The 19234-nt window shown below is 32.0% G+C and carries 17 protein-coding genes; 4 read left to right on the top strand and 13 right to left on the bottom strand.

Features of this window, described 5'->3' with window-relative positions; genetic code table 11:
* Position 1 precedes the first annotated feature (1 nt).
* Together tmk and CLAVI_RS04540 are read left to right on the top strand one after the other, a co-directional pair.
* Positions 2 to 646 carry a dTMP kinase gene (gene tmk, locus CLAVI_RS04545; protein ID WP_194844413.1) on the top strand — a complete coding sequence of 215 codons (645 nt, stop codon included), beginning with the start codon at positions 2 to 4 and terminating at the stop codon, positions 644 to 646.
* Positions 624 to 1559 (top strand): DNA polymerase III delta subunit-related protein, encoded by a 936-nt coding sequence (locus CLAVI_RS04540; RefSeq protein WP_194844412.1) that lies wholly within the window; start codon positions 624 to 626, stop codon positions 1557 to 1559. Before tmk ends, CLAVI_RS04540 begins: the two co-directional genes overlap by 23 nt.
* Positions 1560 to 1566: 7 nt before the next feature.
* Here CLAVI_RS04540 and CLAVI_RS04535 read toward each other — a convergent pair whose 3' ends face one another.
* The 3 genes from CLAVI_RS04535 to CLAVI_RS04525 all read right to left on the bottom strand — a co-directional run bounded on the left by CLAVI_RS04535 (position 1567) and on the right by CLAVI_RS04525 (position 4173).
* The gene (locus tag CLAVI_RS04535) at positions 1567 to 2424 is read right to left on the bottom strand and encodes an alpha/beta hydrolase (RefSeq protein ID WP_194844411.1); all 858 of its coding nucleotides are present in this window, start codon (positions 2422 to 2424) and stop codon (positions 1567 to 1569) included.
* Between the two features lie 249 nt (positions 2425 to 2673).
* Positions 2674 to 3372 (bottom strand): alpha/beta hydrolase, encoded by a 699-nt coding sequence (locus tag CLAVI_RS04530; RefSeq protein WP_194844410.1) that lies wholly within the window; start codon positions 3370 to 3372, stop codon positions 2674 to 2676.
* Between the two features lie 30 nt (positions 3373 to 3402).
* Positions 3403 to 4173 (bottom strand): alpha/beta hydrolase, encoded by a 771-nt coding sequence (locus CLAVI_RS04525; RefSeq protein ID WP_194844409.1) that lies wholly within the window; start codon positions 4171 to 4173, stop codon positions 3403 to 3405.
* Between the two features lie 387 nt (positions 4174 to 4560).
* Between CLAVI_RS04525 and CLAVI_RS04520 the strand changes: the two genes are divergently transcribed.
* Positions 4561 to 5232, top strand: a complete 672-nt coding sequence (locus CLAVI_RS04520) for a hypothetical protein (protein WP_194844408.1) — start codon at positions 4561 to 4563, stop codon at positions 5230 to 5232.
* Between the two features lie 19 nt (positions 5233 to 5251).
* On the opposite strand, the gene CLAVI_RS04515 is transcribed toward CLAVI_RS04520, so the two are convergent.
* The 6 genes from CLAVI_RS04515 to sctU form a co-directional block, all read right to left on the bottom strand.
* Positions 5252 to 5917: a DUF4136 domain-containing protein gene (locus CLAVI_RS04515; RefSeq protein WP_194844407.1), complete on the bottom strand. Its 666-nt coding sequence runs from the start codon at positions 5915 to 5917 to the stop codon at positions 5252 to 5254.
* 132 nt (positions 5918 to 6049) lie between these two features.
* Positions 6050 to 7651, bottom strand: a complete 1602-nt coding sequence (locus tag CLAVI_RS04510) for a 4-alpha-glucanotransferase (protein WP_194844406.1) — start codon at positions 7649 to 7651, stop codon at positions 6050 to 6052.
* A 2-nt stretch (positions 7652 to 7653) separates the two neighbouring features.
* Entirely contained in the window at positions 7654 to 8091 is a 438-nt protein-coding gene (locus CLAVI_RS04505; protein ID WP_194844405.1) for a CesT family type III secretion system chaperone, read from the bottom strand.
* Complete coding sequence (locus CLAVI_RS04500; protein ID WP_194844404.1) at positions 8084 to 9304, bottom strand: HrpJ domain-containing protein; 1221 nt, start codon at positions 9302 to 9304, stop codon at positions 8084 to 8086. The genes CLAVI_RS04505 and CLAVI_RS04500 overlap by 8 nt, the downstream gene beginning before the upstream one ends.
* Positions 9305 to 9336: 32 nt before the next feature.
* Entirely contained in the window at positions 9337 to 11463 is a 2127-nt protein-coding gene (gene sctV / locus CLAVI_RS04495) for a type III secretion system export apparatus subunit SctV (RefSeq protein ID WP_194844403.1), read from the bottom strand.
* Entirely contained in the window at positions 11460 to 12557 is a 1098-nt protein-coding gene (sctU, locus tag CLAVI_RS04490; protein ID WP_194844402.1) for a type III secretion system export apparatus subunit SctU, read from the bottom strand. Before sctU ends, sctV begins: the two co-directional genes overlap by 4 nt.
* A 212-nt stretch (positions 12558 to 12769) precedes the next feature.
* Between sctU and ychF the strand changes: the two genes are divergently transcribed.
* Positions 12770 to 13864, top strand: a complete 1095-nt coding sequence (gene ychF, locus CLAVI_RS04485) for a redox-regulated ATPase YchF (protein WP_194844401.1) — start codon at positions 12770 to 12772, stop codon at positions 13862 to 13864.
* Between the two features lie 116 nt (positions 13865 to 13980).
* Here ychF and truB read toward each other — a convergent pair whose 3' ends face one another.
* From truB to nusA, 4 genes are read right to left on the bottom strand one after another with little or no spacing between them, the layout of a single operon-like run.
* Positions 13981 to 14700, bottom strand: coding sequence for a tRNA pseudouridine(55) synthase TruB (gene truB, locus CLAVI_RS04480; RefSeq protein ID WP_194844400.1), 720 nt, complete (start codon positions 14698 to 14700; stop codon positions 13981 to 13983).
* A 5-nt stretch (positions 14701 to 14705) separates the two neighbouring features.
* Positions 14706 to 15113, bottom strand: a complete 408-nt coding sequence (gene rbfA, locus CLAVI_RS04475; RefSeq protein ID WP_194844399.1) for a 30S ribosome-binding factor RbfA — start codon at positions 15111 to 15113, stop codon at positions 14706 to 14708.
* Between the two features lie 15 nt (positions 15114 to 15128).
* Complete coding sequence (gene infB, locus CLAVI_RS04470) at positions 15129 to 17915, bottom strand: translation initiation factor IF-2 (RefSeq protein ID WP_194844398.1); 2787 nt, start codon at positions 17913 to 17915, stop codon at positions 15129 to 15131.
* Positions 17887 to 19191 (bottom strand): transcription termination factor NusA, encoded by a 1305-nt coding sequence (gene nusA / locus CLAVI_RS04465; protein ID WP_194844397.1) that lies wholly within the window; start codon positions 19189 to 19191, stop codon positions 17887 to 17889. Before nusA ends, infB begins: the two co-directional genes overlap by 29 nt.
* Positions 19192 to 19234: the final 43 nt, after the last annotated feature.

Below are 19234 nucleotides of genomic sequence, written 5' to 3'. Positions count from 1 at the left end.
GATGAAAGGTTTTTTTATCTCTTTAGAAGGTGGTGAAGGCACAGGGAAGTCATCTTTAGCAGCAGAGTTAGAAAAAGATCTTTTAGCTCATGGTTTAAAGGTTATAAAAACACGAGAACCTGGAGGATCTTCTTTAGGAGAATATTTAAGGCCTTTACTATTAGATGAAGAAATTTTAAAAAAAGGTGCTATAGGGAAATATGCTGAGCTGTTTCTTTTTTTAAGTATTAGAGCGCAACATATTGAAGAAATTATTTTACCAGGATTAAATGATGGTAATGTCATTATTTCTGAACGATTTTATGATTCTACAGTAGTTTATCAAGGATATGTTAAGGGGCTTGGGGTAAATTATGTCAGAGATTTATGTATAAAAAATTATCAGCCTTTTCCTGTGCCACAGTTAACATTATTGTTAGATTTAGATCCTGAAGAAGGGTTAAAAAGAAAATATATTCAAAAAATGCCAGATCGTTTTGAAAAAGAATCCTTAATTTTTCATGAACAAATTAGAGCAGGGTTTTTAAAAGAGGCTGCTCAGGCTCCTGAAAGAATAAAAATTTTAAATGCATCACAAGATAAGTTACATGTATTGCAACAAGCATTAAGGGAAATAAATACCCATGTATACTCAAACGTATCTTAATAAGCTCCTCGCAACTAATTGTATTCCACATTTAATGTTATTTGCTGGGCAAGATGATCTTTTAGTAGAAATAGCTGCTAGGTCATTTGCTTTAAGGCTTGTATTTGGAAGTAATAGTGATAACTGCCCTTTAAAAGATAAAATGCACCCAGATATTCATGAGTATCGGCCAGAGGGTAAAACTGGCCTGCATTTATTAGAGACTTTAAAATCTGTAAAAGATGATATTTGGCTTAAATCAGCAACAACTCAACATAAGATTTTTATTATTTATCGTGCAGATCAAATGCTTCCTTCTGGAGCTAATGCTATGCTAAAGATGTTTGAAGAGCCTTCAGAAGGCACAGTAATTTTATTAACAACATCTAATATTAATCGAATGTTGCCTACTATTGTTTCTCGAAGTCGGGTTTTTCATTTTTCTTTAAATGAACAACGAGCATTTTCACCACGAGAGCAAGCTTTGATAGATATTTTACAAGAAAGGCCATTTTCTTATTCAAAAATCAAAAATTTTTCTATTGCGTTTGAAACGCATAAAAAAAATAAAGAAAAAGAATTAAAAAAAAAATTTTGTGAAAAAAATGATATTAATGAATATTCTGCTAAAGAATTATCAGGCATCCTTGCTATTTGGTCTAAAGATGAAGTGGAAAAATTATTAAATGTTATTTTTCTTTGGTATAGAGATCTTTTTTTACAAAGCATTCATATTAAAGAGGAATATGGAACTTTTAAAAATTTCAATATTCCTCATAATTTGATTAAAGTTTTATCTTTGAAAAAAATAGAACTGCTTTTAGAAGATGCGCTTATTTTTTTAGAAAGATCAGGAAAGTTATCAGCATGTTTGGAATGGTTTTTTTGTAAAATTGAACAGCTAGAATCTTATACAAGCACAACTTTTTTATAATTTAATTTTAAGAATTTTTTAATTGTAATTCATCTATAAAATCGAATAAAGCAGATTGACAATCTGCAGTATAATAGTGAGCTTTTTCTACTTCTACAAAAGAACCTTCACACCCTTTGGATATTAAGTATTCATAAGCATCATCATTAGTTTCTATAGAAAAATATTCATCATCAGCAGAATGGACCCATAATAATTTCATTGGAGTAATAGTTTTAGGTAGTTGATCAGGAGCGATTACTGTTCCCATGAGAACAGCTAATCCCATAGGACTTTCTCTTTGTTCAGATAAAGTGTATTCTAAAGCCATAATAGCGCCTTGATTAAACCCACTTAAAATTATTGAACTCATAGGTATATCTAATTCTTTAAAAAAATTATCCAAAAGAAATAGAGAGTCGCTGATATCATTAGGAATATCATAGCATAATTGATTATCTTTAAAAGAAGCTTTCATTTTGAACCAAGAGCATCTGTAAACAGGTGGGGTTGATTTTGCAAAAATTTCAGTTTCTTCAAAACTTGAAAGGGTAGATTTTTTAGTTCTAGAACCTTGAAACTTTCTAGAGCTTTTAGGATTTTCAGCTAATTTTTTAGCAGTATAGCTTAGTACTGTATCCGCAGTAGTGCTTCTATTAGCAGGAATAACTGGATCAGGAAATTTAAAAGGAGCTTCTGGAATTATCCATGTAGGACGAGAAACATGACCCATAGAATAATCCATATTTAAGCTGCTCATGATAAAAGATGCTGCTGACATTTTATATCCATGAAGGCTAACAACATATGGAGCACCTGGATCTCCTTTTTTAATATAAGTTTTTAATCCACCTATAGTTTGTATTTCGAATAAATTTACATCCATTAGAACCTCTTTTAATTAAAAAATTAATAATTAAATTAATATCCAATTTAAAATAATTAAAAACAAATTTTAATTTAATCACTAAAAAATCATTTAGATTTTTTTAGTGATTATGAAACATTTTAGAATAAGAGGTGTGTTATAAATATTCTTATTATTCAAAAATGTAAAAGCTTATAGGTAAATTTATAAAAAAAACAACTACTTAATATTAAGCAGTTGTTTTAGATGTCTATGTAGAAATGAATATTAGATATAACTTCTTTCTTGCATAATTTTTGAGCAATTTTGAATAAAAAGACTTATGGAAACCCAACAAATCATTGTTATTTCATGTCCTCCTGGAAAATCAACAACAGTACCCTCACAACCTTTTGTTTTAAATGCTTTTTCGAGAATGAGAGCTTTATCCAAGGAAAAGAATGGATCATTTGTGCCATGAGTAATTAAAAATGGTAAAGCCAGCATATCTCTAGCCATAAATGCATCTACGTTTAAAAGAGTCCCTGAAGACATGATAATACCTAATAAAGAAACTTCTTTACGCGTAGAAGCAAATTCAGCAGTTAACATAGCACCTTGGCTAAATCCTGATAAAATGATGTTGTCTAAAGGATGATTGAGTTCTTGAAAAAATTTTTCAAGCAGATCACAAGATTCAGGTACAGCTTGAGGTAATATAGGAGTTACTTTATCTCCATCATTTATAAAGCTAATGCTAAACCATGCATGAGCATCTTCTCCATGTGTGCTTACAGGTAAATTTATAGGTCCTTGGGGAATGATCCAAGTGATATCATTATTTAAGTTGCCTACTTGATTTAGAGAAGAAACTATTTGTTGTGCTGAGGATCCAAATCCATGAAGAGCAACAACAGTAGGAAAACCAGGAGAGCCTTCTTTTATGTAGGTTGTTAATCCAGCAATTTCTTTTTTTATAAAATTCATTATAAAATCCTTTATAAAAATTAATAAATATTAATTTGATAACGCAGAATGATGGTTAATAAATTCTGCTATGCTAGATAAACATGTTTGATTTAAAACATGCTCTCCTTCAAAAATAACAGATTTTCCAGTCATTCCAGCATTAAGAAAAGCTGCTTCAGTAGCTGTAGCAGCAAAGACAGGAGCAATGCAATCCTGAGCTCCATGTGTAATTAAAAAAGAAACGTCAGCAACTTGATTAGGATCTAATTTATGAGCTTGAGTTGCAAATGAAGAAGATAAAATAATCCCCAAAGGCATCTCTTCTTTATTCAAGATATTTAATAAAGCAGCAGCTACCATGCCACCTTGGCTAAAACCACCTATAATGAGCTTCTTAGGAAAGATTTTCAAGTTTTTAATGAGGTTTTTAATAATTTGTGCAGGTGGGTCAACTTCCCAGGCTGCTACCATTTCTATCTTAGAAACAGAAAAATTAAATGAAAAATCAAACCAGCCTCGAAATTTTTCTAATTCAGTTTCGTTAACATCATAGGTTATTTGAGGAGGAGCAATAAGAGAAGACGTAATACTCTCATCAGGAGAAAAATCAAATGGATTTTGTAAAATATGGGGAGCTTCTGGAAAAATCCAGGTATGGGTAGTGTCAAAATCAGTAATTGTTGATACGTATTCTTTAACTGTAGCAGCTGAAGAATTATAGCCATGGAGAAATATAATAGTTAAAGGGTCTTTTTGCCCTCTAGAAATAAGTATATCTGTATCTCCAACTTTTTCTTTTTGAAAAGATGCTTTCATCATGGATGGATTCTTATGGGGTAAAATAATTAATAGAAAAAATTTATTAGACTCATTTTTTTATTTCAAGAAAGATTTTAATTATTTTTTAAAAGTTTTAAAATAAATTAAAAAGATAATTATTTATTTTGATTTTACGAAAATTAAGAAATCTTTAATAAGCTGTAAATATTTTTTTTGAGAATTGATTTTTTAATTATTGAAAATATTAGATGTAAATTGAAAATTGCTAAGAAAATAATATTTTTAAAATATATACTTATGAATGTAATTTTCTTATTTTAAATAATAAATCATTATTTCAGTATGTCATGTAAAAAAAATAGATATTTGTGCAAGATAACTTTATCAGAAAAATTTACTATGATTTTTATATGAAGGAGGTTTGTAATGACTCTAGGATGGTTACTTGGGCTATTATCTGGTTTTTTAGCAGGTATTGCGGGATGGGTTTCAGGGTTAATGTCAGGGGTATTATCATATGCAATTGGAAATGATGCTCAAGCTATTGCTCAGTGTCGAAATACATCTTTTGCATTGAAAGACCTTTTAGATCAAATTGATCATAATTATAAAATAAAAAATGAAAAAGCTTTGTTTGATTCATTAAAAGATTTTAAAAGAGTAGTAGAAAAATTTTCTGTTGAAAAAATTGGATTAGCTTTTTCTATTAAATTACTTGATTATTTACTTCAAGAAAGTCTTTCAATTATTCGAAAAGTAAAATTTTATCAAACAGATAATTTGCAACAAATACATGAGGCTGCAGAAGCAGTAGTTCATTTATGGAAACCAAAACAAGTAGATATTGATAGGTTTGAAGAACTAAAAGGTGTAGAGGGTTTATTAGATGATGAAGATGATGGCTGGTTATTAGCAGAGGTCCAAGGGATTTTGTATCGTTCTTTATCAGGTCGATTTTTTGCAAGAGCAACAGGTGGGATTTTTTCTTATTTTCGAGAAGAAATGAAAATACGACGTCTTAAGAAAAAAGCAATGAAATGTAAATTAAAACAAGAGCGTCAAGAACAAAAACAGCAAGCTATGGATGATTCAAAATAATAATTGAAAAGCCATAAATTTATTTTATGGCTTTTTCTAATACTTTTACTTTGCTATTTGACGATGTTACATTTTCAATAATTTCAGTCCCAGTATTTTTCCCAAAATGTTTAAAAGCACTAGCTAAAAGATAATTCAAGGAACTACGTAAACTTTTATTTTCTTGAACTGTAATAGCAGATCCTTTCCAAATAGGACGAGCAGCAGATCCTTTCGCAGAATGTACTTGCACAGTTAATTTATAAGTAAAAAGAGTAATTTCTGTTGGCACATAAACAAAAGAACCTGTAGAAATTTGACGTTCTTGGTAACGCATTGCATTATTTCCAGTAAACATTTCTCCAAATTTAAATGATGGTAAGCCAGGAATATACTTTATATTTGAGATTTTTCGAGATTCTTGTCTGGTTATAGTTTTAAAATTTAAATGATAATCAGCATTACTCTTTTCTGATATTCTGTATCCAGATGATAGTAATAAAACTTGAATCTTTTCTTTTAGTTCTTGATGTTCTAAAGAATATTGATCTTCAGCAGAGGCAACATAAAAAGAACTATTAGCATGAAATCCATTAGGTAAAACGGATGCATCCTTGAATGTACTAGTATAAACAGATAGACTTGAACATGAAGTAAGCAAGATGGCAAGCAAGCTATATACAGTTAATAGAAGGCTTTTTCTCATTTTTAGGACCTATAAATAAACATAATGCATAAGAGGTAAGAATCTTGCTCTTAAACACTAATGATGGTCAATAAAAAAAAGAAAAAGGAAATGATTTTAGAATAGAAATATTTTGTTTGTTATTTTTTTTTATTAAGATAAGGCTGTTTTAACAGCTTTATTAAGATAAGTGGCGTCAGCAAATTCTTCTACTGAAGGAATAACCCTATAAGACCAATTAGTAAAGGCAACTGTACCAGGTTGGTTAATTCGTTCACGGCATGACATAGGTGAAACAAAAGAAGGATCTAGAGCCAAGTAATCTTGCAGTAAATTAATATGTAAAATACTACCAGAACGATGACTGTCTTGTAAAATAGCCATATGATAAGGGTAAGATAAAAATCGATTATAGGTCCAATTTTTTATCTTACAAAAAGAAGTTGCTTCAGCTGCAGCATGTCTCCACCAAAGTTGAAGTGTTTCTGAATCATGAGATGATATATTAGTCATTGATAATAATGGGTATGATTTAGGATCAATAAATGATTGATCTGTTTTCCAATTACGTTCCCACCTTATAATTTTAGTTCCACAGATTCCCATAGAAGATAAAATTATCTTCATTTCTTCAAAAACCACTTCTCCAATGTCTTCTCCAATAGGAAGTAGTGTAGAACTATCAAGTAACATATGAAGAAGACGTTTTCCTTGTTTTAATTGGTCTACACGTTTTTCAGGAAGAAATATTCCAGTTAGATGGTTATCATGCTTGATAATAGACCATGCTCGAAAAAAACCACCAATATGATCAACTCTGTACATATGATAAAATGATTCATAATAATATAGTCGCTCACGCCACCATAAAAAATCATCTTGGGCCATACTTTTCCATTCATATAATGGAAAGCCCCAGTTTTGCCCTTTTGTATTGTGTTTGTTAGGGGGAGTTCCTAACGATGCATTAGAATTAAATAAGGAACGAAAATACCAAGCATCGACGCTATCTTTGCTAATAGAAAAGGGAATATCTCCTTTTAAAAAAATTTTATTTTTTTCTGCTATTTTTTTAACACTGCTTAATTGCTGAAAACAGAGATATTGTAAAAAGATATAAAATTCATATTTATCTTCATAATCAGTTAATAATTTTTGAAAATTAGAAGGATTTTTAAATTTTTCTGGCCAAAACCTCCATTCAGTCCATTCATATAATTCTTTAAAATATCGAAACAGTGCATATGGTTTTAACCATGTTTTAAATTTATTTTTAAAATTAGCATAATGTAAATCTGTAGCAAATTCATGCATAACTAAAGAAAAATATTGTTTAAGAAATTCTATTTTAAGAGTTTTAATTTTTGAATAATTTAATCTTACAGTTTTATTCCAAGCTTGCATTTTTTTTATGAGGTCATTAAAAAATGGAACTTTTTCTTTATTAGGTAATTTATGAATACTAATATAAATAGGGTTAAGGGCATGAGCAGAAATGCCATTGTATGGAGAAGCATCAGCACCAGAGTCATTTAATGGAAGTAATTGAATAATATCGAAGCCAACTTGTTTGGCCCATTCAATAAGTGGAATAAGATCATAAAATTCTCCAATTCCACAGCTATCTTTAGAATGCAGCGAAAACAAAGGAACACAAAAACCATGGTGGTCATAGATGCCAATTTTTTCCCAATGTTTGCCAGCTGCAGATTTTTTAATTTGCTCTATAACTTTTGGATCGAGGATACGCTTCATCTCTATGATATCCCAAGTTCTCTGAGGTCAGGAGTTTCTCCTTTTGGCAAGCATATAGCCCAAATAGAAGCATGCTTTTGTATTTCTAATAATCTTTCATGGATTTTTTTAGCCTGAATTAATTCTAAGTTTATTTTTTCATATATATAGAGAGAGTCGCTAACTTCGCCATAACATAGAATACCTTTTCCACAGTTAGAAAAAGATGCATTAATAGACAAAGCAGCATCAAAAATACGTTCTTTGTAAGTAGGCGCTCCAATTGGACCTAAATTTACTGAAATGATTAATGTATGCAGATTTTGACTGACATCTAATTCTAGACGCACAGAAATATTACTTTGATTAAACTTTAGTTGACAAACATGGTTTCTGTCAGGAGTAATGGGTATGCCCATTAAGGAGCTTAATTCTGTAGCTAATTTATCTAATTCATTCACGATAAGCTCCTTTGGGTGAGACAGCTGAGGATCCAGGTTGAGGATAGTTTTCATTATCTTTATTCAATAGATCCAATGTATTAGATATGACAAGTTGTAATTGTTGTCTTTGTCCTAATGTTGAAAAGGTGCGAGGGGAAACTTGATATAATCCCTGATAGAACATATTAAGAATACAACTTTGTCCTATGGGATTATTTCCAACTAAGGGTTCTAATACTCGTTTAACTTTTTCTGTATTTAAGAATTTTTCTCCTATTAAATTTGTAAATGCAAGGGCTAAATCTTTTGTAGTCACAGAATCAGGGAGTTTTAATCCTTCATCAGAAAATGATCGAGATAATGTACCCCTAGATGATTCAAAAAAACCGTACACACGCAAAACCGCTTGAAGAGTGTATGTTTCAGACATTAAAGCTCTTAGCTTAGGATGTTCTATAGAGGCACCCTCAGTTCTTAGTTCTGCTGCCATTCCTCGTAATAAAAATTTAGCGATTGATTTGATTTCAGGAAGAGAATAAGACTTACTCAATAATTGGAACATTTCTTGGTGGGTTTGTATATTTCCCGTGACATCATGATAAATTCCTCTTAAAGCAGAAGGTTTTATAGTAGAATCTGCTGCATTAGCTGATGATCCTACATATAATTCTGATGCAATATTAACTCCAGCTCGGATAGCGCGGGGGTTTTCAGCCATGAATTTAGTTTTAGCTTGAATGATTAAATTTTTGGCAGCTGTATCAGAAGCAGGAACACTTTCTTCTAAAAATGTTAAAGCTTTTAAGGCTAAAACAGGATCTGGAAACATTGCTGATACTCTAGAAAGGACATCTTCAACTGTATCTTCTGGATGAGAGGCTGCTTTTAATTCACGTAATTTAGGAGCTTCTAATTCAGGTGTTTCTTGTTGTTCATGCTCTGCTAAATCCTCCTCTTGCTTATCTTCGATACCTTCTACTTTTTTTTCATCTGGAGTAGAAGTTTCTGTAGATTTGCGTCTTTGCGCAAGAGTTTTAAAATCTTTTAATTTAGTAGTGACTCGTGTAGCTGCTGCAGGATTTGTAAAATCAGGATTATCATTTATTTGTGCCTGACTTTCTTGTTGTGCAACAGCTATTTCTTTTGCTTCAGCAGCAGCTGCTTTAGCAGCTAATGATGCAACATCAATAGTAGGGTATCCACCAATCCCTTTTGAGCTTGATGCAGCCATATCATACCTTTTTTAATCTTTAGTTATAGAGATTAAAATATTTGAACTCGACCTAATGGTTGAATTCTGATGTCTGGTAAAACTTCTTGGTAAGAAATAACAGCAACATCTGGGAACTCACTCTCTATTAATTTACGTACATAACGCCGAATGTCTATTGCTGTCAATAGAACAGGTGGTTGTCCTCCTTGAGGGACAGGTGTCATCAGGTTTCTCATAGATTTTAAAATTAAGTTAACAGAATCAGGATCAAGAGCTAAGTAGGATCCTGCAGATGTTTGTTTAATTGCACTTCTAATCATTTCTTCTATTTCAGGATCTAACAAATAGACTGAAATAGAAGATTGTCCTTGAGAAAATTTATAACTAATATAAACTTTTAATGAAGAACGAACATACTCTGTTAATAAAACAGTATCTTTTTCTGTTTGAGCCCAATCGCTCAAAGATTCCATAATAGTCCTTAAATCTTTGATAGAGACTTGTTCTTGTACCAATCGTTTGAAAATTTCGGTCAGTTTTTGTAATGGAATAAGTCGAGTAACTTCTTTAACGAGATCTGGAAATGAACGTTCCATAAACTCAAGCATAGAGCGTACTTCCTGAATACCTAAAAATTCTTGACCATGTTGCATAAAGAAATATGATAAATGTAGAATGACTACTTCAAGAGGGGCCCAATATTTAATGGAAGCTTTATCTAGAATGGCTTTAGCTTTTTCATCCACCCATGTAGCAGGTAATCCAGCAGCATTTTTATAAGTTGTATAAGGTAAGTTATAACGAGCTAGATTTTCTTCTGTTTCATTTGTTAATAAATGTTGACCAATTACTTTGCCTCTAGCAAATGGAACTTCATTAAGCATAATCACATATTCAGATGGCTCTAAACCTGGTGATTCTGTTTTAACATGTACCCCAGGAAAGCGAATACCAATATCATGGTAGAGAGCTTGTCGCATTTTAGGTATCATGTCATCAATTAAATTCTGGCCTGTTTTTCCTTTTTGGATAAGAGTTGATAAGTCTTTTCCTAATTCTAAAATGACAGGAAGAGTTAAAGTATAATCTTCATGTTTAGCATCATGATCTGTGTGTCCATCCATATCCATAGAGGCCACACCTGCTCCAGACATACCTGCTTTTCCTGCAGCGCGTTTTTTCTTATGTAAAAGAGCAAAACCACATCCAGCAAATATAAGAGCTAAAAAGGTAAAGGACCAAAGAGGGAATCCTTTAAAAAATCCTAATCCAAAAGCAGCAGCAGCAGCAATAAATAGTGCGCGAGGCTCTTTTAGTAATTGTGAAGAAATTTCCTTACCTAGATTTGTATTTTTATCACTAGATACTCTGGTAGTAACGATACCTGCTGTTAATGAAATTAATAATGAAGGGATTTGAGATACTAAACCATCTCCAATAGATAAGAGGGTATATATTTTAGCAGATTGACCAAGGGTCATTCCATGCATCGCCACCCCAATGATTAAACCCCCAATAATATTAACAAAGGTGATGATAATCCCTGCGATAACATCTCCTTTAATAAATTTCATAGCACCATCCATAGCACCATATAATTCACTTTCTTTTTGAATGGTTCCTCGTTTTTCACGAGCTTGATTAGCATCAATAATGCCAGCGCGAAGGTCAGCATCAATAGCTAATTGTTTACCAGGCATTGCATCTAAACGAAAGCGAGCTGCTACTTCAGCAACCCGTTCAGCACCTTTTGTGACTACGATAAATTGAACAATGGTAATAATGAAAAAGATGATGAATCCAACAACATAGTTACCTCCAACAACAAAATCTCCAAAAGCCTGAATTAGGTGACCTGCAAATGCTTTTAAAAGAATTTGTCTTGAAGATGAAATGTTAATACCCAAACGAAAAAGAGTAGTGATGAGCAATAAAGATGGAAATATAGAAAGGTGGATAGCACTTGGTATATAAATAGCTACCATCAGCAAAAATACAGATGCTGAAAGGTTAAAGGTAATGACTAAATCAATTATTCCAGGTGGAACTGGAAGAATGATCATTAAAATAACACCAATTAACCAAAAAGCCAGCAACATATCACTGGAACGATTAATTAGGTTAAGAGCGCCATCACCTCCAAGATTACGGCTGAAAAAATTCATTAGTTTTTTCATTTGATCCCATTATATTTGTTAGTTTTTGTTTCAGGACGCTGATCATTATTAGAACGAGGACCAAGAGCCGCTATGTAAATCAAGATCTCTCCTATCGCTTCATAAGTGGATTCTGGTATAAACTTCAACTCTTTTCCTTCATCTAATAATTGATGCGCTAATGGAACATTCCTCATTACTGGAATATTATATTTTTGTGCTTCTGCTATAATTAATTGAGCACGACGTTCAGTACCCATGGCAATAATCCAAGGAGCTTTATATTTGTCAGGCGCATAACCAATAGCTACAGCAATGTCTTTGGGGTTTGAAATTATTGTACTGGCATTTTTGATTTGGCCAATATTTTCTTCATAGGCAATTTCTTGTGCAATTTGTCTACGACGACCTTTAATTTCAGGATTACCTTCAGTATCTTTAAACTCTTGTTTAACTTCAAATTTTTCCATCTTTAATTCAGATGCAAAGTTATATTTTTGATAAAATAAATCAATAATAGCTACGATAATAAAGAATACACCAATATAAATAGTAGCTTTATAAAGAATTGATTTAAATACTTGTGCAATTGCTAAGGGCTCTAGGTTAACAGTGCCTATGATTGTGCCGAACTCATTTTTTAAAAGGATGTATAAAATCCAAGCAGCTCCAAAAATTTTAAAAATAGATTTAAGTAATTCAATAATGGTTTTCATTTTGAATTTTTGCTTAATATTTTCAACAGGATTGAATTTTTTAATATCTGGCTTTAGTACTTCAAAAGAAAATGTAGGTCCAACGACTAAAAAGCCAACAATAATACCAGCTATTGATACAGCTAATAGCACAGGCATGGAAGCATAAAGAATTAAAAAAAGGGAATCATTAAAATATTTAATAATTTCGCGTGAAGAATGAGATATTGGAGCTGAACTTAATATTGATCCTAAAAATGATCCAAGTTGTCCACAAAAAAATGATCCTAAAGAAAATGTTAAGCTCATAGAAACTATAAAAGTAACAGCAGAAGGAAAGTCTTGAGATTTAGCTACTTGCCCCTTTTTTCTTGCATCACGCAAGCGTTTAGGGGTTGCTTTTTCTGTTTTTTCGCCCATTAATAATATCCAATCAGATCTGGTGTGCTTGAAGAAATAAGCATTTAAAGGAAAGAAAAATCAAACACATTTTGAAATTATCTTATTTTTCTTTTTTTCTCATAGTAAAAGAAATAGTTTGGAGGCTTTTCTTCTTATTTTGTTTAAACTGGTCATGGTAAAACATATCTTATGATATTCTATATGTTTATTTTTTTTAGGAGATAATTATTATGTCCAGTTTAGATTGTGGTATTCTTGGATTGCCTAATGTAGGAAAGTCCACATTGTTCAATGCATTGACGAATGCAGGTGTTGAATTTTCAAATTATCCATTTTGTACAATAGAAAAAAATGTTGGAGTGATACCTGTTATTGATGATCGCTTAGATGCTTTATCTGAAATTTCTGAAAGTAAAAAAATTGTTTATGCAGATACCCGATTTGTAGATATTGCAGGTTTAGTTAAAGGTGCGTCTCAAGGAGAAGGATTAGGAAATAAATTTTTAGCTCATGTAAGAGAAGCTCATGCTCTTCTTCATGTTGTGCGTTGTTTTGAAGATGATGAAATTACTCATGTTGCAGGAAAAATTGATCCTATTAATGATATAGAAACCATTAATTTAGAATTGATATTAGCAGATATTCAATTAGCTGAAAATGTTCATGCGCGTCTTGAAAAGCAGTTTCGTTTAAAGAAAGAAGGGGGAGCTACAGTAGCTTTATTAGAGCGTGTTATTAAACATCTTGAAGCAGCTAAACCAGTACGTCACTTAGATTTTACTGAAGATGAAAAACTTTTATTACAACCTTATCCATTTTTAACAGCTAAAAAAATGCTGTATGTAGCAAATGTTAAAGATCCTGATATGCCATTTGATGAGAATCCATATGTAAGACTTGTTAAAGAATATGCTGCTAAAGAAGGTGCAGAAGTAGAACCTATATGCATAAAATTTGAAGCAGAGCTATCACAATTATCTAGAGAAGATAGAAAAGAAATGCTTAAAGACGCTGGATTAGAATTTTCAGGCACTGAGCTTTTAATTAAAAAAGCGTTTAACATGCTTGGATTAATTAGTTTTTTTACTACAGGTAAGCAAGAAACGCGTGCTTGGGCGATTACAGAAGGTACTTTAGCTAGGGATGCAGCAGGAAAGATCCATACAGATATCCAAAAAGGTTTTATACGTGCTGAAGTTATTTCTTATGATGATTTTATAAAATATGAAGGAAGATCAGGAGCAAAGGACTTAGGATTGTTAAGAGCTGAAGGTCGAGATTATTTAGTTAAAGATGCTGATGTTATTTTATTTCTTCATAACTAAATATCAAAATAGCGCTATGATCATGTTGATCATAGCACTAAAATCGTAACATTTTATGTACAGACATGTTAACACAATAGAGAAAAAAATTAATGCTATATTTTAAAAAAATTAATTTAATTTGTGGTGGCAATGTCATTTTCTGAAAAACATCGCAGATATGGAAGCACATTAAAATCATTATCTTCTAATAATTTGCCATCTAAACACTCACTCAATAAGAATTGGCCACTACGTGATCGTTGTAGATTACGAAGATATGCTCCACAGCCTAATAATAAGCCCATTTCATGAGCAATGCTTCGAATATATGTACCTTTACTACATGAAACGCGTATAGATATTTCTGGATAATCATATGAAAGAAGTTCTGAAGTTACTTTAATAGTGCAAGGAGCTCTCTCAATAGTTTGTCCTTTTCGGGCATATTCATATAATTTTTTTCCATTAACTTTTTTCGCAGAAAACATAGGGGGAATTTGTTGAATTTCTCCTTGAAAATGAGTAATAACAGATTCTATTTCTGATAATGTTGGAATTTTTTTAGAACGGCCTACTATTTTACCATCACAGTCATAAGAATCTGTAGTAGCTCCTAAAGAAACAAACGCAAGATATTCTTTGTCTTGAAATAATAATTTGTCAGATAAACGAGTATAATTACGTCCTACTAAAATTACCATTACCCCTGTTGCAAAAGGATCTAAGGTACCAGCATGACCAATTTTTTTAACGCCTAATAAACGCGTTAATCTTCTAATTAAGCTAAAAGAAGTTCTTCCTTGAGGTTTATCAACCAATAAAAGCCCTTCTTTTAATTCAGTAACGATTTGCATAACACTTAACAATTGGCAGTAATTGTTTCTAAAATCTCTTCTTCATTATTCATATTGGCAGCTCTTTCTAGCTGAATTTTATAAAATAATGATTCTATTTGATATTCAAATGCAACAGAGTTATCAGCATAAAACATCAAAACTGGAAAATACCGTAAGGTAACCTCCTGAGCAGATCTTAAGGCTATAAATCCACGAGCAGATTTTAAAGCAGCTAATACTTCTTTCTGTTCTTCTTCAGAACCTAAAACAGTAATATAAACTTTTGCATATCCTAGATCACTAGAAGCTGATACTGAAGTGACAGAGATGCATTGTCCTGAAATTTTAGGGTGCTTTACATCTCGATGAATAACTTTTGCAATTACTTCTTTTAATAAAGAATTAATTCTGATTACACGTCGTGCTGACATAAAATTAATACCTTTTTATAATTCTTGAGGAACATACTTAATTTCATAGCTTTCTATAATATCTTGTAATTGTAATTGATTAAATCCATCTAAAAGAATGCCACATTCAAAACCTTTTTTAGCATCTTTCAAATCTTCTTTTTCTCTCTTTAAAGAAAGCATAGAGCCTTTCCAGATAACTTCACCATCTCTTTTTACTCTTAATTTATGATTTCTGCCAATAATACCTTCTGTGACTAAGCATCCACCAATAAGACCAAGACGAGATGATTTAAATACAGCCTTAACTTCAGCTTTACCTAATTCATGCTCTTCTTTTAATGGATCTAAAAGATTCTTCATCAATAATTTTACATGATCCACAATATGGTAAATAATGTTATTTAAAAAGACAGATACGCCTAATTCTTTGATTAATGGATCAGCATGAGATTCAATTCCTGTGTGAAATCCAATAATCATTGCAGAAGAAGCAAAAGCTAAACGAATATCTGATTCAGAAATTTCTCCAACTTCATCAGATACTATCTCTACAGAAACTTTTTCTGAGATAACACCTTTTAAAGCTGTAACCAATGCTTCTAATGAGCCTTGAACATCAGCTCTGATAACTAAATTAAGATCTTTCTTATTAATGATTTTATTTTGCATCAAACTTTCGATCAAAGGTTTTTTCTTCTGTTGAAGTGCAAAACGTTGTTTTCCTTCCAATCGTGCTTCAACAATCTCTTTCGCTAGTTTTTCATTTTTTACACCAATGAAAGAATCTCCAGCTGATGGTAATGCAGAAAGACCTGTAATTTCTACAGGCATTGAAGGTTCAGCACCAATTAAAGAAATACCTTTTTCATTTCGCATTGTTTTAATACGACCATAGCATTCTTCAAAAACAATGGCATCACCCTGTTTTAACGTTCCATTAAGAACTAAAACAGTAGCTAAAAAACCAAGCCCTTTGTGTAACTGAGATTCTATAACCACGCCACGGGGTCTAAAACTAGGATTAGCTCTAAGTTCTAAAACTTCAGCTTGTAAGATTAAGGTTTCTAGTAATTCTGTAATCCCATCACCAGTAATAGCTGATGTATTCACAGTCGCTATTTGACCACCCCAAGCTTCAGGCAACAAATTGATGTTTGCTAATTGACGATAAACTAATTCAGGATCAAAATTGGGACGATCGCTCTTGTTAATAGCGACCACAATAGTAATACCTGCTTTTTTTGTATGTTCAATAGCTTCTAGGGTTTGTTCTTTAAATCCTTCTTCTCCAGACACAACCAATACCACAATGTCACCAACTTCAGCACCACGACTTCTCATTGCTGAAAATGCTTCATGACCTGGCGTATCTAAAATAGTTAAATTTCCAGAAGGGGTAGAGCAAGAAAATGCCCCAATATGTTGAGTTATAGAACCTGCTTCACCAGAAGCTACGTTACTGTGTCGAATCGCATCTATTAAACTTGTTTTTCCATGATCAACATGACCCATAAAAGCCACAACTAATGGACGTGTAACAAGATCATCAACAGGCATGCTGGCTATTTCTTCACGAATAGTTTGGGCTGTAATTTGAATGCGTTCTTTTTCAGAAGTATCGATTTGAATATCACATCCAAATTCAGAACCAATAAATTGAACTACTGTTTCATCATCCAAAATGTCATTTACAACATAAACCATTCCATGAATAAATAATTTCTGAATAATTTCAGATGCTTTTAACTTCATGTCAGCTGCTAAATCTTTTAGCATTATAGGTAAAACAATTTTTAAATTTGATGGATAAATTGTAACAGTGTCTTCCTTGAAACTTTTTCCTTTAGAAGATCGTCTTTTACGCCATTTATCATCATCTCCATCAGAACCACGACGATTCCATGAAGTAGATCCTTTACCAGCAGGGGCTCCACTAGGTCCACGACGAGATACTTGTCTTACATCTTTAAAAACAATTCCTTGAGGTTTTCTGAAATCTTTTTTTGGAGCTGTTGTTTTATTTGTAACAGATGCATCCTGAGGTTTAGCTGTTGGCGCATTTGAGGAAGTTCCCCAAGTTTTAGGACGAAAACCTTTATTTTGCTCATTTAATCCTTGGACACGTGGGTAAGCAGATGTTGTTTCTTCAGTTTTAGGCGGTAAAGGAGGTCTAGTTAAAAGTTGTTTTACATGTCTTCCTGTGGGTCCATATCTTTCCTTGACAACTGAAAAAGGCTTTGGAGGGGTAATAGTAACCAGAGGAGCTTTAGCAGAAGCAGAAACATTTAATTGAGGAGTTACTTCTTGTGTTTTTTCAATGAAGGAGCCCAATGGAACATTACTAATTTCTTCTTTAACAGAATGTATTTCTACAGAAGAAGTAGGAAAAGTTTTTTCTTTAGAAAATTGAGTAGTTATTGGTTCATTTTTCAAAATATTGATAGATTTTTTTTCTTCTACACAATGAAAAATTTCTTTTGCTTCATCTAATTTAACGCTCGTTTTCTCGTTTTCTACAGAAATTACTTCTTTTGAAACAGAGCTAAGAACAACTTCTTCTGAAGTAAATTCATCAGGTTTATCTATCATTCCAAAAGATGACCTTGATTTAGCACGAATACGAGGAGTGTCTTTTTTATGTTTATTTTCTTCAGGTAAAGAAGGAGAAGGTTCTATAGAAGGTATATTTTTAACCTTTAATAAATCTACAAGCGAATGCTTGTCTCCTGGTTTCTTAGCCAATTTAGCTTTTAATTTATCAAGACCTGCTGCTTGTGCTAATTGAAAATTTTTAATTTTGAGTTTCAGATTCTTTGTCAATTTTGGTGTCTCCGTATTTGCTAACTTGTTCTAAAATTTTACTGGCAATCTCCGCACTAATATTTGGAACCGCAGCCAGTTCTTCATTGGTTGAGAGTAGTACTTTTTTTAATGTATCATAACCAGCATGAACAAGATTTTGAACCACTAATTTACTAATATTTTCTAGCTCTAATGGTTGATCTAATTGAGGGTTATCAGATTCAGCTAACTGTAATCGTTGAATTTCAAGTAATTTATTATATTCACTCATGCGTTGAACTTCTAGTTCATAACCAAGCATTTGACTAATTAAACGCGCATTAATTCCTTTTTTTCCAATAATAGTTGCATAATCACTATCATGAACAACAACAGCAATTATACCATCTTCTTGAAGAATAGCAATTTTTTGAATTTCGACAGGAGAGGCTAAATTTTGCAATAACTCGCTAGTATCATTGTTAAATAAAACAATATCTATTTTTTCATCGTTTAATTCACGAATGATATTTTTAACACGGTTACCTCTCATCCCAACGAAAGCTCCAACAGGATCAATCTTTGGATCAACAGATCGAACAGCTAATTTTGTTCTATAGCCAGCTTCACGAACGATTTTAACAATTTCAACATTACCATCTTCAAGCTCAGGTACCTCTTGTACAAATAAATGCGAAACAAATTCAGGGCAACTGCGACTTAAAATAACTTCTGCTCCACCATTTTCCAGATCTTGAACTTCATAAAGAAGAGCGTACACTTTATCGCCAGGCTTATATTTTTCTATCTTAGGATAATGTCTAGCAGGTAATAAAGCTTCAACTTTTCCTAAATCAATGATTAAATTTAAACCATGAGAAAATCTTTTAACAATTCCAAAAACTAATTCATTAACTCGATGACGATATTCTTCATAAATAACATCTCTTTCAGCATTTCTTAATTTTTGATTAATAATTTGACGAGCAGCTTGAGCAGCTATTCTACCAAAATCAGCTAAAATAACTGGCATGTCAATAAATTGACCAATTTGACAATCAGGATCAAGTTCTTGAGCATCTTCTATTGAAATTTCTATAGAAGGATATTCACAAATAGCAACAATTTCTTTTTCTAAAAAAACTCCTACATCTCCAGTTTTTGGCTGAATTTGTACTGTAATATTTGCATCTTCTTTCAAAGTTTTTTTAGCAGCTGTTTTTAAAGCTTCTTCAATGGCTTCTATAACAACTGTTCTTTTGATGCCTTTTTCTCGTTCCATATACTCAAATATGGCAACCAAGTCTTTATTCATATAACCCCTTTAACAATAATGCTCTTTTAATCAAAAAAACATT

It is taken from the genome of Candidatus Clavichlamydia salmonicola (genome assembly GCF_015356765.1).
Taxonomy (GTDB): domain Bacteria; phylum Chlamydiota; class Chlamydiia; order Chlamydiales; family Chlamydiaceae; genus Clavichlamydia; species Clavichlamydia salmonicola.
The sequence above is the reverse complement of the archived record's forward strand: the minus strand, read 5'-3'. Positions and strand labels throughout refer to the sequence as shown.

What these genes read in the sequence shown, in the direction of transcription:
- CLAVI_RS04510 (WP_194844406.1), bottom strand. Translation starts at nt 7,651, where the DNA reads ATGAAGCGTATCCTCGATCCAAAAGTTATAGAGCAAATTAAAAAATCT.
- sctU (WP_194844402.1), bottom strand. Translation starts at nt 12,557, where the DNA reads ATGGGCGAAAAAACAGAAAAAGCAACCCCTAAACGCTTGCGTGATGCA.
- CLAVI_RS04500 (WP_194844404.1), bottom strand. Translation starts at nt 9,304, where the DNA reads ATGGCTGCATCAAGCTCAAAAGGGATTGGTGGATACCCTACTATTGAT.
- sctV (WP_194844403.1), bottom strand. Translation starts at nt 11,463, where the DNA reads ATGAAAAAACTAATGAATTTTTTCAGCCGTAATCTTGGAGGTGATGGC.
- nusA (WP_194844397.1), bottom strand. Translation starts at nt 19,191, where the DNA reads ATGAATAAAGACTTGGTTGCCATATTTGAGTATATGGAACGAGAAAAA.
- truB (WP_194844400.1), bottom strand. Translation starts at nt 14,700, where the DNA reads ATGCAAATCGTTACTGAATTAAAAGAAGGGCTTTTATTGGTTGATAAA.
- CLAVI_RS04530 (WP_194844410.1), bottom strand. Translation starts at nt 3,372, where the DNA reads ATGAATTTTATAAAAAAAGAAATTGCTGGATTAACAACCTACATAAAA.
- CLAVI_RS04540 (WP_194844412.1), top strand. Translation starts at nt 624, where the DNA reads ATGTATACTCAAACGTATCTTAATAAGCTCCTCGCAACTAATTGTATT.
- CLAVI_RS04535 (WP_194844411.1), bottom strand. Translation starts at nt 2,424, where the DNA reads ATGGATGTAAATTTATTCGAAATACAAACTATAGGTGGATTAAAAACT.
- ychF (WP_194844401.1), top strand. Translation starts at nt 12,770, where the DNA reads ATGTCCAGTTTAGATTGTGGTATTCTTGGATTGCCTAATGTAGGAAAG.
- tmk (WP_194844413.1), top strand. Translation starts at nt 2, where the DNA reads ATGAAAGGTTTTTTTATCTCTTTAGAAGGTGGTGAAGGCACAGGGAAG.
- CLAVI_RS04515 (WP_194844407.1), bottom strand. Translation starts at nt 5,917, where the DNA reads ATGAGAAAAAGCCTTCTATTAACTGTATATAGCTTGCTTGCCATCTTG.
- CLAVI_RS04525 (WP_194844409.1), bottom strand. Translation starts at nt 4,173, where the DNA reads ATGATGAAAGCATCTTTTCAAAAAGAAAAAGTTGGAGATACAGATATA.
- rbfA (WP_194844399.1), bottom strand. Translation starts at nt 15,113, where the DNA reads ATGTCAGCACGACGTGTAATCAGAATTAATTCTTTATTAAAAGAAGTA.
- CLAVI_RS04520 (WP_194844408.1), top strand. Translation starts at nt 4,561, where the DNA reads ATGACTCTAGGATGGTTACTTGGGCTATTATCTGGTTTTTTAGCAGGT.